11 protein-coding genes are annotated in these 13,543 nt (G+C 38.6%); 4 read left to right on the top strand and 7 right to left on the bottom strand.

Annotated features, from left to right (window positions below):
- Positions 1-731 precede the first annotated feature (731 nt).
- Positions 732-2,072: a PhoH family protein gene (locus tag JWQ54_RS27375; protein ID WP_299591071.1), complete on the top strand. Its 1,341-nt coding sequence runs from the start codon at positions 732-734 to the stop codon at positions 2,070-2,072.
- 24 nt (positions 2,073-2,096) lie between these two features.
- Here JWQ54_RS27375 and JWQ54_RS27370 read toward each other — a convergent pair whose 3' ends face one another.
- From JWQ54_RS27370 to JWQ54_RS27360, 3 genes are all read right to left on the bottom strand, one after another.
- The gene (locus tag JWQ54_RS27370) at positions 2,097-2,507 is read right to left on the bottom strand and encodes a putative toxin-antitoxin system toxin component, PIN family (protein ID WP_299591070.1); all 411 of its coding nucleotides are present in this window, start codon (positions 2,505-2,507) and stop codon (positions 2,097-2,099) included.
- Positions 2,497-2,709, bottom strand: coding sequence for a hypothetical protein (locus tag JWQ54_RS27365; RefSeq protein ID WP_299591069.1), 213 nt, complete (start codon positions 2,707-2,709; stop codon positions 2,497-2,499). Before JWQ54_RS27365 ends, JWQ54_RS27370 begins: the two co-directional genes overlap by 11 nt.
- Before the next feature lie 130 nt (positions 2,710-2,839).
- Positions 2,840-4,984, bottom strand: a complete 2,145-nt coding sequence (locus tag JWQ54_RS27360) for an FUSC family membrane protein (RefSeq protein ID WP_299591068.1) — start codon at positions 4,982-4,984, stop codon at positions 2,840-2,842.
- A gap of 241 nt (positions 4,985-5,225) precedes the next feature.
- Here JWQ54_RS27360 and JWQ54_RS27355 point away from each other — a divergent pair, with 241 nt between their 5' ends.
- The 3 genes from JWQ54_RS27355 (at position 5,226) to tmk (ending at position 9,253) form a co-directional block, all read left to right on the top strand.
- Complete coding sequence (locus JWQ54_RS27355) at positions 5,226-7,808, top strand: phosphoenolpyruvate carboxylase (RefSeq protein ID WP_299591067.1); 2,583 nt, start codon at positions 5,226-5,228, stop codon at positions 7,806-7,808.
- Positions 7,809-7,977: 169 nt separating this feature from the next.
- A complete protein-coding gene (locus tag JWQ54_RS27350; RefSeq protein WP_299591066.1) occupies positions 7,978-8,505 on the top strand; it encodes a DUF4142 domain-containing protein in 528 nt (175 codons plus the stop codon).
- 109 nt (positions 8,506-8,614) lie between these two features.
- Positions 8,615-9,253 carry a dTMP kinase gene (gene tmk, locus JWQ54_RS27345; protein ID WP_299591065.1) on the top strand — a complete coding sequence of 213 codons (639 nt, stop codon included), beginning with the start codon at positions 8,615-8,617 and terminating at the stop codon, positions 9,251-9,253.
- Positions 9,254-9,269: 16 nt separating this feature from the next.
- Here the strand turns inward: tmk and JWQ54_RS27340 are convergent, their stop codons facing one another.
- The 4 genes from JWQ54_RS27340 to JWQ54_RS27325 all read right to left on the bottom strand — a co-directional run bounded on the left by JWQ54_RS27340 (position 9,270) and on the right by JWQ54_RS27325 (position 13,472).
- Positions 9,270-9,440, bottom strand: a complete 171-nt coding sequence (locus tag JWQ54_RS27340) for a hypothetical protein (protein WP_299591064.1) — start codon at positions 9,438-9,440, stop codon at positions 9,270-9,272.
- Positions 9,441-9,608: 168 nt separating this feature from the next.
- Positions 9,609-10,811 (bottom strand): DUF763 domain-containing protein, encoded by a 1,203-nt coding sequence (locus JWQ54_RS27335; RefSeq protein ID WP_299591063.1) that lies wholly within the window; start codon positions 10,809-10,811, stop codon positions 9,609-9,611.
- A gap of 19 nt (positions 10,812-10,830) precedes the next feature.
- Positions 10,831-11,292 (bottom strand): DUF4268 domain-containing protein, encoded by a 462-nt coding sequence (locus JWQ54_RS27330; protein WP_299591062.1) that lies wholly within the window; start codon positions 11,290-11,292, stop codon positions 10,831-10,833.
- A gap of 11 nt (positions 11,293-11,303) precedes the next feature.
- Entirely contained in the window at positions 11,304-13,472 is a 2,169-nt protein-coding gene (locus JWQ54_RS27325) for a glycoside hydrolase family 3 N-terminal domain-containing protein (protein WP_299591061.1), read from the bottom strand.
- Positions 13,473-13,543: the final 71 nt, after the last annotated feature.

Here is a 13,543-nt window from a genome sequence, read left to right as displayed (position 1 = left end):
AGTTATTAAAACAATTTAAAAAGTTTGTAACGGATTTGTTCTGCAACAAGGCGAGATCTGTCTGATTTGTAGTGTTTTTTTAGCTTGTTTTGACAAAAAAAATCAGGAGCTTTTCTTTTTTAGGAATTTTTGCAACTACTCAAAAGCGCAATTTTGAGGGTTTTTGTGAAGAATCAGAATGTTAACAACCTGTAAAGTATAGTAAAAAAATAATTCGAAACACCTATGTATCAATGGGGTGTCTATGGTATGAAAATGTTAATAACTTGTTAATAAAAATCAAAAAAAAAGTTTGACAAATGTTATGCAGGCTGCTATCTTAGAATCATCAAGAACGACGTACTTTGACAACCTTACAGGATTACAGAATTGAATCGGGCAAACCTTCGGGGGAGCTAAAGATCACGGAAGTGCCTGAGTTACCCGGAAAAAGAAATGACGCAAGTCATGGAAAATGAAGGATAATTAAAAGAGGTATTGAAAGGACTGCAATTTTTTACGGAGAAGAGCAGAAACCATCAATGAACTGAAAGGATCAATGTTCGCAAGAACAACAGAATAGCAGATCGGTTAATTTACACAAAACTTGGTGCTTTATGAGCAACTACGGTTGAGCATAAAGTTTGGAAACGGAAGAAGAATCGCAAGAGGACGCTTCCGTTTTCGCTTTTATAGCATTTTTTGTTTGCCGGTATTTACTGGCATCCTTAAAATGGCTAATTTAGCGGGACATGAGTAAGGAAGGTAAAAGTAAAGGTAACGGAAGGGCAAAAATATTTGTTTTAGATACCTCCGTGATCTTATATGATCATAACGCATTTGAGAATTTCCAGGAACACGATGTAGCAATACCCATACAGGTATTGGAAGAGCTTGATAACATGAAGAGCGGGAATGATACCCGTAATTTTGAAGCCCGCAGTTTTATCAGGCTAATAGATGATATTTCCCAAAATCATCTTATCAATCAATGGCGTCCGTTAAACGGAGAAAATAAAGGAAGCTTTAAGGTAATAATGGATACCAAAACAGCTATAGATGCCGAGGCTATTTTTGGATCAGATAAAACAGATCACCGTATTTTGAACGCTGCCTTGGGTTTGCAGGAAGAAAATCCTGATAAAAAAGTGATTTTGGTTTCAAAGGATATATGCCTCAGGTTAAAAGCAAAATCGTTGAACCTTAACGCAGAGGATTATGAAACTGGAAAGATAAAAAATCTGGATGAGCTATATACCGGCGAAACTACTTTAAACAGGGTGTCCGAAAAGCTTATCAACCTATTAAATAAATCAGAAAGTATTTCAGGTACTGATTTCGGGCATACTACAAATCATTTTTACATATTAAATGGAAAAAAAGGATCGGTACCTGGTTTTTATAATTCGCAAACTGCACAATTAGAAAAAATAACAGAACAGCCTGTATTTAATATCTTCCCCAAAAATATTGAACAGGCATTTGCTATCCATGCGCTGCTTCATCCTGATATTAAATTGGTTACTATACAGGGTAATGCAGGCACGGGCAAAACGTTGCTGGCACTTGCAAGTGCATTGGAACAACGGAAATACTTCCGCCAGATCTACGTTACCCGGCCGATTGTCCCGCTTAGCAATAAGGATATCGGCTTTTTGCCGGGTGATATTAAATCGAAGATAGACCCCTACATGGCGCCTATATGGGACAACCTCAAGTTTATTAAAGATCAGTTTGCTGATGATGAAAAAATGCAGGCCAAGATTGATGAGCTGGTAACTAACGACAAGATCTCTATCGCCCCGCTTGCCTTTATCCGTGGCCGTACTTTAAGCAAGATCTTTTTTATTGTTGACGAGGCGCAAAACCTTACCCCGCACGAAGTGAAGACCATTATATCACGTGCAGGCGAAAATAGTAAGTTTGTTTTTACAGGCGACATTTACCAGATAGATACACCTTATCTTGACGCTGAAAGTAATGGGTTGAGTTATTTAATTGATAAAGCTAAGGGGCATCCTTTGTATGCGCATATAACATTGCAAAAAGGCGAAAGAAGTGAGCTGGCTAATTTGGCAAATGAATTGTTATAATGCTAAATCCACAACCGCGAAAGACTATTTATCTTTTAAAAATTCAGAAATTGTTATAATTTTTGTTTCGGAGATTGTTTTTAAGTCTAGCAGATCCTTATCACCTGTTAATAAAAAATCGACTTTTCCATCCACTGATAACGAAAGTAAAAAGTCATCTTTCGGATCTCTGCAAACTTTTAAATTGGTTTTAACAATTGTAAAATCAGCATGCTCATAAATGGTTTCCAGTATGTCTTCAATATCGGTTTGAGAGAAAAAACGTCTGAATTTTGGTCTTTTTGCAACCTCCAAAAATTCTTCAACTAATTCTTTACTAAAAATAAGGGTACATTGTTTTCCAAATATTATCTGATCTAGCTTAGAAAAATCTTTAGTTAATAAGAAACTTATCCACAGGTTGGTATCAAGGATAATTCTAATATTATTTTGCATAGCGCTTAGCCCTAACTAACTCTACTTCTTTAGTGATCTCTTCCAGCGTAGGAGCCGATTTGGTTTTAGCGCGTAATTTTCTTAGAATAGTTTCAAATCCGTTTTTAGGGATATCCTGAATTGCAATAAGATTTAGGTCAGCCAAATCCTTTAATAGTCTCGCAGCTTTAGGATTTAATATATCAACTCTTATTGTATTCATAATATCAAATTTAAGGAAACAAACGCTAAGTTAAATTATTTCATTAGAAATAATTATGCTAAGAATTACAACGCTCTGCACTCACAGTAGGAATCCGATTTGTTTTTTTAATATAACAATGAATCATCAACTAACTCACAATACTATCCGTCACCCTGGCAATATCGGTACTTATCTTATTAATAAAACCCAATTGTTCTTTTAACAGCAAATCATCTGCAGAAGCTGCTTTTGGTTCAGTTTCAGTTGTAGCGAATGTATTTTTTAATGAACCTATCTCAACCACATCTCCATCCAACTTTTTATTAGAATCATTAAGTACGGCAATGCTTCGTTTAAGCAATTTAAGATTTTCTGCCGGAGCTTTGTGTAAAGCTTTTGAAGTTACGGATGATGCAATAGTTGCGATATATGAGGATAGGATATGATTCAGCACCACAAATTTGTGAATTTCTTTTATCTTCCGCTGTTTGCTTTTGGGCTCGGAGGTCATCCGCTCAAACGCTGCTGATAGGTTTGCTGATTTTACATACACATCTTTACGGGCCAGCTTATATTCAATTGAGCTAACCTCTTTACCCAAAATACTTTCTGCAATTTTTGCCAGGTAGCTAACATTGGCATTGATCACTTCGCGCAGATTTTGCTGGATCTGCTCGAACTCCCAGCTTGGGAAAATAACATAGCTGGCTACAAATGCTATGGTTGAACCTATTATAGTATCAATAATACGCTCTTTAACAACAAGGCCGACACCTAAAAACTTAAAAAGGATAAGCACATAGGGTGTCATAAAAATAACGCTTACTACATAATTTAACCTCAGGAAGCTATAAGTACCTATCATTAAAATAATCAACAAAATAAATTGAGCGTCCTTATCAGGAATAAAAAGTAAAATGGCTATCCCGGCAATACCTCCAGCTATGGTGCCGATAAGGCGTTGGTAGTTCCGTTGTTTTGATAAGCTGAAACCAGGTTTTAAAATAACTATAATGGTTAGCAGCACCCAGTAGCTGTGGTGCCCCAATGCTATATACTTGGCAGTTACAAACCCTATTAAACAAACTAATGATACCCTTAACGAATGTTTAAATGCTGTAGAATTGAATGAAAAGTTATCGAAAAATATATGCGGGGCATAATCCTGGTGGGTAACAAACTTTGAATATTCGTCACTGTCATTTTTTTCAATTAATAATTCTGATGACTTAGAGTTGTAATAACCATAAATGCTTTTTATACGCTCATTTAAATCGCGCAGATTTATCAGTATTTTTTTTAGTGCTATGTTACTTATGCCCTGGTCATTGGCGCCTATTTCATCAATCCTTATTTTTAATTTCTCGAGTCCTGTATTAAAATCAGGCTTATGTTTATTGCGGGTGTTTGATAATACCATATAGGCGATATTATCAAGCTCATCAGCCATTTCCTGTATCAGGTTGGCTACCTGTTTTAAAACCCCGGTTGCTTTAAATTTCTCGCGGATGTGGCCATAGTCATAATGGGTTGCCATTATTTGCTCAAACATATCAACAAGATCAACAAAGGTCAAAACCATTACCCGGCTTGGGTTGGTTGATTCTTTTACCATTATCCTGCTTTTAAAAAGCAGTTCGCGTACATCATCCTGGTGATGGCTCACCTTTATTTGCTGCGATACCAGCTTACGGTAATTCTCATCAATGTCAGTATCTGATAAATAGAAATCAGCTTTTATCCGCACAAATTTGGCAATGTCTGCAATGCTCTCACCCAATGTTTGCTGGGCCGCACGATAGGGCCTTATCCCGAAAAATATCAGGCTAAATAATAAATACCAGATTCCACCCGCTAAAATGATTAAGCTAAGTGTTAAAACCTCGTTTGGTTTTGCTTCCTTATCCATCATAAAAATCATAACCAGCAGCGCACAGGTACCAATTGACGCCGCCCGGTTACCATACACGGTAAACATGGAGAATAAAAAAGAAAGTAAGGTGATCTCAATGCCTAAGGTAAATACATTTAATCGTGCAAATCCTGTAATAACAGCAATTATAAAAAGGAAAAAGTTGCCAACAGCCATTGCATTGCGCTTATGGTACAACGGCCCAGGACTATCAATTGTACAGATACATAATGCACCTAACGACATGGTGACTCCCATATCAAAATGTTTTAGCTGCATTAATAAAAGAGAAGGAAACAGAATACCGAACGACATTCTTAAACCATCAGAAAAATACTGGCTGTAAAAAAAGCTTTTTATCTCTCTGAAGTCTGTTTTCATAAATGCTTTTTTGTGGCTAAAATCAGCCCTCAAATTTACAGAAATTAAATTATAAAGGCTTATTTTAATAAATATTGCATTAATAATAGTTAACCATTATTAATTACTCATTTTTTACTAATTTTATGCGTCAGATATCTAAATTCACGATCGAAAATAAAAGCCGGGCTTTGAATCCATTATCTGTGCCGATTGTTATGCAACCAATTATAATTGAACTTATTTTTTACACCATATTTATATGCCATCAACGTTAAAACTCAGTCAAAGAGAAACAGCTTTTAATAACGAAGTTGTAACCCGTTTTGAGTTATATAACAGTTTGTTTCAAACACTGCCTTTTTACCAGGTAAAAGATACCGGTATTTTATTGCCTTTTTTTAGCTCGCATTGCGAAAAGGAAGTAAATAAACAATTATCACCATCGGCAATTATTGAATCATTTTTCAAAAAATACGTTCCGGATATTGATCACCGTGAGCAAATTAACAGGATGTTCCGCTTTATACAATATATTGAGCGACAGGTTGTTTTGTTTGATGCTATAGAAGATTCGTCATTCAGCAAAATAGGCAGGGAAGATGACACCGGAACAATGCAAAGCTTGCTGCAGCAAGCTTCGTTAAGTGAGCAGCAGCGTACTAATATTGCTAAAAAACTTGATGATTTCTCTTTAAGATTAGTGCTTACAGCGCATCCCACGCAATTTTACCCAGGATCGGTGCTGGGTATTATGACTGATTTAATTGAGGCATTAAAAACTAATGATATTAATACCATTGATGTTTTATTACAACAGCTTGGTAAAACTCCATTTTTTAATAAAACATCGCCAACGCCTTTTGATGAAGCGGTGAGCCTGGCCTGGTTTCTCGAAAATATATTTTATCATGCAGTTTCGGGTATTCAGTCAAAGCTGGAGGATGAGTTTGAAATGGATACTCAAAGAAGCAATCAACTTTTGGAACTTGGCTTTTGGCCAGGCGGCGACAGGGATGGCAACCCGAACGTAACCACAGAAATCACAAAAGCTGTATCGGGTTTTTTAAGGCAAAGAGTTTTTAGGGCTTATTACCGTGATTTTAGGGTGTTAAAGCGAAGGATAACCTTCAGGGGAGTGGAGAAATCTATGGTAACCCTTGAAAAGTTGATCTATGAAAATGCATACAGCAAACATGAGCCTAAGAATGTTCAGCCGGAAATATTAGCTGTACTGCATTCTATAAGGCAAACACTTATTGCAGATCACGATAGTCTTTTTGTAAAAGTGGTTGATGACCTGATTAAAAAGGTACGTTTATTCGGCTGTTATTTTGCTACGTTGGATATAAGGCAGGACAGCCGGATATTGAGGAAAGTATTTACCTATGCTACACAACAAATCCCGGATGAAACCGGAATTGTGGAAGAATATGAAGAACTGGATGAGCCGGATAAACTGAAAAAAATAACCTTTAACAAAACTGATTTTCATTGCCCTGATGAAGCTGATAAATTAATTGGCGATACGCTGAACACTATCAGGCTGATGAAGCAAATTCAGCATACCAACGGCGAAAAAGCTTGCCAGCGTTTTATAATCAGCAACTGCCAGCAGGCATCTGATATATTGCAGCTAATTGACCTGTTTTTATGGAGCGGTTGGGATAAAGATAGCCTGAGTGTTGATTTCATGCCTTTGTTTGAAACCGTGAATGATCTTACACACGCCGCTGAGGTAATGGAACGTTTATATACGCATCCGTTTTATAAAGAACATTTGAACAAGCGGGGTAACCTGCAATCAATAATGCTGGGTTTTTCTGACAGCACAAAAGATGGTGGTTATTTAATGGCTAATTGGTCTATTTATAAAGCCAAGGTTGAACTTACTGCAATGGCCCGAAAATACAATATAGCTCTTGCATTTTTTGACGGCAGGGGAGGTCCGCCTGCACGGGGTGGGGGTAAAACGCACCGTTTTTACGCATCAATGGGCGAGGAGATAGCTAACGAACATATTCAGTTAACAATACAGGGACAAACTGTTAGCTCACAATATGGTTCGGTTGAAACTGCCCGTTTTAATATGGAACAGTTGATAAATGCAGGTATTATATCAGCCCTGCATCCAAACCGGAATGATTTGCTGGATAACCGGCATAAAGAACTGATCTCGTTGATGGCCGACGAAAGCTATAAACTATTTATTGCCTTACGCCAGCACCCTTTATTTGTTGAATATTTGGAGAGATTCAGCCCTTTAAAATTGTTATCACATATTAACATCAGCAGCAGGCCAACCAAGCGCAATACCGATGCTTCACTAAAACTGGAAGATCTGCGTGCTATAAGTTTTGTAACCTCGTGGAGCCAGCTAAAACAAAGCATACCGGGTTTTTACGGCGTAGGTACTGCCTTAAGCAAGATGAAAGAAAACGGTCACTGGGACGAGATAAAAGAACTATACAAAAGATCAGGTTTTTTTAAAACGATGGTCGATAATTGTACCATGTCAATGACGAAATCAGATTTCAGGGTTACGGCATATTTAGAGAATGACGAAAAATTCGGCCCGTTCTGGAAAATGCTGAAAGATGAATTTGAGCTTACCAAAGCTATGCTGCTGGAGCTAACAGATACCACCGTTTTGATGCAGGAATATCCTGTGGAGCGCCGCTCAATTGCCATCCGCGAGAAAATTGTATTGCCCCTGGTTATTATGCAGCACTACGCATTGCAGTGTTTAAATGAATGTAACGATGATGAGCTAATTAAAATTTATAATAAGCTGGTGATCCGTACGGTTTATGGTATTGTGAATGCGGGAAGGAATTTGGCATAGAGGGTCCGAAAGCTAGTTAAAGTCCTGAAATCCGAAAGATGATTTTAAGTGTGTGGTTTTACTTTACACTTATTTTTCTTTCGGATTTTTCGTCTTTTGGACTTTACTGACTATATTCAAACCAGATACCTGTTTACTTGTTATAGCCTGTATATACTTAACCACATAGATGAAGAACTTAGTTTACCTGATAACAGGGATCATAATTCTGCTTTTTACACAGGCATGCCAGGATAAAAAAGGAAGAAATTATAATCAGGCACGGGATGATCAGGATGGTATTGAATTTATAAAAAGCGGCATTGAAGGCGGCCTTACCGAAATAAAAGCATCGGGTCTTGCAATCACTAACTCAAATAATCATAAAGTTATTGGCCTTGCAAAAACAATGATCGACGACCATACCAAAACCGGCGAAGAACTTAAACAGTTAGAAACAGATAAGAAAATTACTGAAACAGATACCATCAGCAGCGCACATCAGCAAATGATCAGGGAGCTTTCAAAAAAATCAGGTGCGGCGTTTGATAAGATGTACCTGCAAATGATGGTAACCAATCACGAACAGGCGGTAAAGCTGTTTACCATCGCCAGCCATAATTCTGACAACAAGATAAAAAAGGTCGCTTCACAAAACTTACCTGCTATTAAAATGCATTTAGATTCGGCAAATGCTATTTGTATAAGTTTAAAATAGACTTTTCATTGTTGAACAACGAAATATTGTGTCACTACTATTTATTACCCGGAAATTTATTTTGTAAGACTGTATATTTGGCTGATTAAAATATCCCGACAGTTCATTAATGAAGAAAAACTTTTTTATTGCCTTTGAAGGCATCGATGGTAGTGGAAAAAGCACCCAGGTAAAACTATTAAAAGAAAAATTGGAGTTGGCGGGATTAAAAGTTTACACAACTTGCGAACCTACTGACAGCCCGATCGGGAAGATGATAAGGGATATATTCAATCACAGGATAGAAGCTGATCATAGAACTATAGCTGCATTATTTGTTGCAGACAGGTTAGACCACCTGCTTAACAAAAACAACGGAATTTTAAAGATGCTGGATGAAGGCTATACCGTAATAACCGACAGGTATTACTTATCATCTTATGCCTATCAAAGCCCATACATGGATCTTGAATGGGTTATTAAAGCTAACTCATTAAGCGCTGGGCTGCTGCGGCCGGATCTGAACATTTATATTGATATCCCGCCAGAAATAAGTATTGAGCGTTTGAACAAAGGACGAACCTCTATCGAGCTTTATGAAACCCTTGATAATTTACGAAACGTACGGGATAAATATTTTGAGATTATTGAATTGCTGAAAAACGAGGAGAAGGTTTTTATCGCTGATGGAAATAAAAATCCCGAAGCTATAGCAATCGGGATCTGGGATAAAATATTTGGACAGTTTCTGGAAGAAACGGTAAATTAAATTAAAAAGTTATTAATTAGCGGTTTTTAAACGCAGGGTGCTGCTGAGCTTTAACCTTAACCGGTACAGGTGTATAAGCAGGCCTTAAGTTAAATAATTTGGCTATTAGCTTATTTATTTTGTTTCCGGTTGTTGAGGATAAAATGCCGTTCTGTATTAAAAAGTTGATTAGTGAATTCCTATTCATGGTATTTAACATTATTAGTTATTATATTAGGGTAATAATCTATCAAACGTATTCTCTTGCTCAAAATTATAAATAATTACGAGAATTCAAAATATTTTTAATGTCATTTTAAACAACAATGCGTTTTTTTGTTATTTGTTTAATTAAATACAGTTATTGTTTTAATGCTTAAAATAATTTAAGCTGTTGCTGCATCGGTGGTTTAGCTTTACCAAAAACTGTGCGGCCGCCATATTTCCATGAGTTATCTCTTTCTTCCTCTATAACTTTATCAAAATTTGCATTTGGAGTAAAATCTTTTTCAGCCCTTTGCACTACCTGTGTCAATCGTTTAATAGCTTCATTTTTTTCAGAGAAACCTAATTTAGCTTTATGAATAGCTGTTTGCAACACGCTAATAGTTTCATCATAAACTTTTATAGGCACTGGGAAGGGATGTCCGTCCTTTCCACCATGCGCAAATGAAAATCTGGCCGGGTCCTTAAACCTGGACGGCGTTCCGTGGATCACCTCGCTAACCAATACTAATGACTGGAGGGTACGAGGCCCCAAACCTTGTAATTGTAACAGGCCTTCAAAATCCTCAGGCTGTTTTTCATGAGCCAGCCATAAAACTGCCCCAAGCCTTTTCAGGTCAACATCTTTAGCCCGAACATCATGATGGGAGGGCATGGTTAATTTACTGATCTCTTTAAGCATTTTCTCCGGATTTTCGCCTGCAATTTGCATAATGCCTTTTCGCGATGGGTCGGCGTGTTTATCAGCCATATTTAAGATACTGCCGATATTTTGCCCGTAAATAAAAGTATGCGGATCATCAACAAACGAGGTGAGCTGTTCAGAATGCCAGTGGTAGCGCCTGGCTGTTTTACTTTCAGCGCTCATTCCCTGCTGTACAACAGCCCATTTGCCACTGTTGCTTAAAATAAAATTGTGTGTGTATAGCTGGAAGCCGTCCTGTATGGCTGTGTTATCAACCTTTGCGCTTAACTTACTGCATTTTACAAGGTAATTTCCATTGAGCCCGGTTGTCTCGCTTATCCTCATCAGTTCATCGGGCGTTTGCCGGGAGTGTTTGCCTTTGCCGCCGCAAATATAAATACCCAGCTCTTTGCTATGCGGGTTTACCGACCGTTTCAGCGCCCCCATAACTGACGTTGTAATACCCGACGAATGCCAATCCATGCCCATTACTGCACCCAGGCTTTGAAACCAAAAGGGATCACTTAACCGGCGTAATACTTCATCTTTGCCATAATCAAGCACAATATTCTCAACCACCGCCAAACCCAGCTTTGCCATCCGTTCGGCCAGCCAAACAGGCACATAGCCATAATGTAAAGGCAGATCAGCACTTCCTGAACGCTTCATGCTAACAAAGTTAGCAAATCTACTTCAAAGCATCAAATCCATATTTTACATCATTCCAAAACTCATCAAGCGTAATTATTCGCGGTTTAAAAAAGGAAATCAGTGCCGGCCAGTCGTTTTTATTAAATATGCTAACGCCCTCAATCTGCTTAAAAATACGACTTATGGTTTTACCATATTCATCTTTTCCATGCAGTTCCCATTCCCATGTTTCATCAAGCGTAGCATGCAGTATGTTTTTAAACTCCCTGAACTGTTCAAAAAATAGTTCTTGGATGCCCGGATCGGGGTGGGTAAGCTCAATAGCGATAGATGCAGACCGCTTGCCAGCCTGCATTTTAAAGTATACATGCTTTAATCCTGTTTTATAATTTACCCAATTTACTTTTAAACCTTCGGCGGATAATTGAGGAGCAATATACTGCCCAAAAGCCGTCCAGAATTGCTGCGTAAGCTGGGATGCTTCTTCTTTACTATACAAAGCGATTCTTTTTATTTGCCAACAGTAAACGGTAAAGTAAGTTTTTCATCCTGCGAACTGCTGCCTAATATTAATTTATAATTGCCAGGATATGTTTTCCAGCCATGTGATGCCATGTCCCACTTTTGCAGCTCTTTCACAGGGATATTTATGATGATGGATTGCTCGCCACCTGTATTTACAGATACCCTTTTAAAACTTTTCAATTCTTTTACAGGCATCCGGTCAATTTGCGGATATTCAATATAAGCCTGTACTACCTCATCACCATTCATCTTCCCTGTATTTTTAACCAGGATCTTAACGCTGATAGTATCGGTAGTTTTGTATTTGCTCTTTATCTCATTTTTTAATGAATACGCAAATTCGGTATAGCTCAATCCAAACCCGAACGGATATTGAACTGGTCCGTTATAATAGCGATAAGTACGTCCTTTCATGCTGTAATCTTTATAATCAGGCACGTTACTTAATGCTTTATAAAATGTTAAAGGCAAATGTCCCGATGGGGAGACATCGCCAAAAACAATATCTGCCAGCGCATTGCCGCCCTGTTCACCGGGATACCAGGCCAGTATAATAGCATCGGCATAGGGTGCAATAGCATCAATGTCAACATCGCTTCCAGCTGTTATAACGGCTATTATAGGCTTGTTTTTTACCGATTTTCTTAACTCTTTCATAAAAGCTATTTCGCTTGCAGGTAAGCTTAAATTTTTTCGGTCGCCACCTGTTTCGGATAAAAAGGCGTCGCCGGCTTCGCCCTCTAAAACAGGAGAGAGGCCTACCACCGTTATGGTGGCATCTGCATTGCCTGCTGCCCATGTCCCGCCAAAATGGGTTGTATCCTTGTAATCTGATCCCTGGTCATACTCTACTCTTGCTCCCGGGCCAACTGCGGCGGTTATGCCCTCAACAAAATTTACAACCATACTGCTGGTGCCGTGGTAGTTGGCTATCATAGCATCAAGCGAGGCCGCATTTGGCCCAAGCACCATAAAGCTGGAATAATTACTTTTGTTAAGCGGCAAAACATTGTTGCTGTTTTTGAGCAGTACCATACTTTGTTGCGCTGCTTTGCGGGCAATGGCAATATGTGCGTTGTTATGAACACTGTCGGCACCATAATTATGATAGGGTGACAAAGTCGCGTCATCATAAAAGCCAAGCTTAAATTCAGTACGCAGTAAAGTTGCCAACGCGCCGTTAATTTCATTTTCGGTAAGCAGGCCTTTTTGTACCGCTTTTATAGCATCATTTTGCAAAACTGTGGAGCAATCCAGATCTACCCCTGCTTTAATGGCTGCTGCCGCAGTTTCAATTGGCCCCGGTAATGATTTGTGAGTTGAATATACATCATTCAACGCCCCGCAATCAGTAACCACATGCCCTTTAAAGCCCCATTCTTTTCTTAAAATATCAGTTAACAAAAGTTTATTGATTGAATTTGGTGTGCCATTAACTTTATTATAAGCGCTCATTACCGATTCAACGCCACCGTTAACCAATGCATGAAAGGCGTATAGGTAAGTTTCGCGCAGGTCTTTTTCATCCACCACGGCATCAAAATAATCGCGGGTAGCTTCGGGACCACTGTGTACAGCAAAATGTTTAGCGGTGGCCGACGCTTTTAAATGATTTGGATCATTGCCTTGCAAACCTTTAACAAAGGCGGTTCCCATGGTGGCTGTTAAATATGGGTCTTCGCCATAGGTTTCTTGTCCGCGTCCCCAGCGCGGGTCGCGGAAAATGTTGATGTTGGGCGTCCAGAAGGTGAGGCCCATATATTGTAAATGCCTGTCTTTGGCTATGGCTAAGTTATATTTGGCCCTGGCCTCAGTTGATATAGCGGTTGATACCTGTTTTAACAGATCATCATTAAATGTTGCCGCCATACCTATAGCCTGTGGAAAAATGGTTGCCTCGCCGGCACGTGCAACACCATGCAGGGCTTCATTCCACCAATTATATGCCGGGATGTCCAGGCGTGGAACGGCTTTGCTGTTGTATCCTAACAAAGAGACTTTTTCTTCCAGCGTTAAACGGGAGATCAAATCTTTTACGCGGGCTTCGATGGGTTGAGAAGCATCTTTATAAACTTTAGCCTGCGCCTGCAGCAGGGCAGGGATAAAAACTATCGATCCAAATAAAAACAGGCAGCATTTTAATTTAGTATTCATAATTGATGGTAAATTTAAATTTTTACTCCAGATATCGGCGAAACAATTACATTAGCAAAACCATTATAACC

It is taken from the genome of Mucilaginibacter sp., from assembly GCF_028288225.1.
Classification (GTDB): domain Bacteria; phylum Bacteroidota; class Bacteroidia; order Sphingobacteriales; family Sphingobacteriaceae; genus Mucilaginibacter.
The sequence above is the reverse complement of the archived record's forward strand: the minus strand, read 5'-3'. Positions and strand labels throughout refer to the sequence as shown.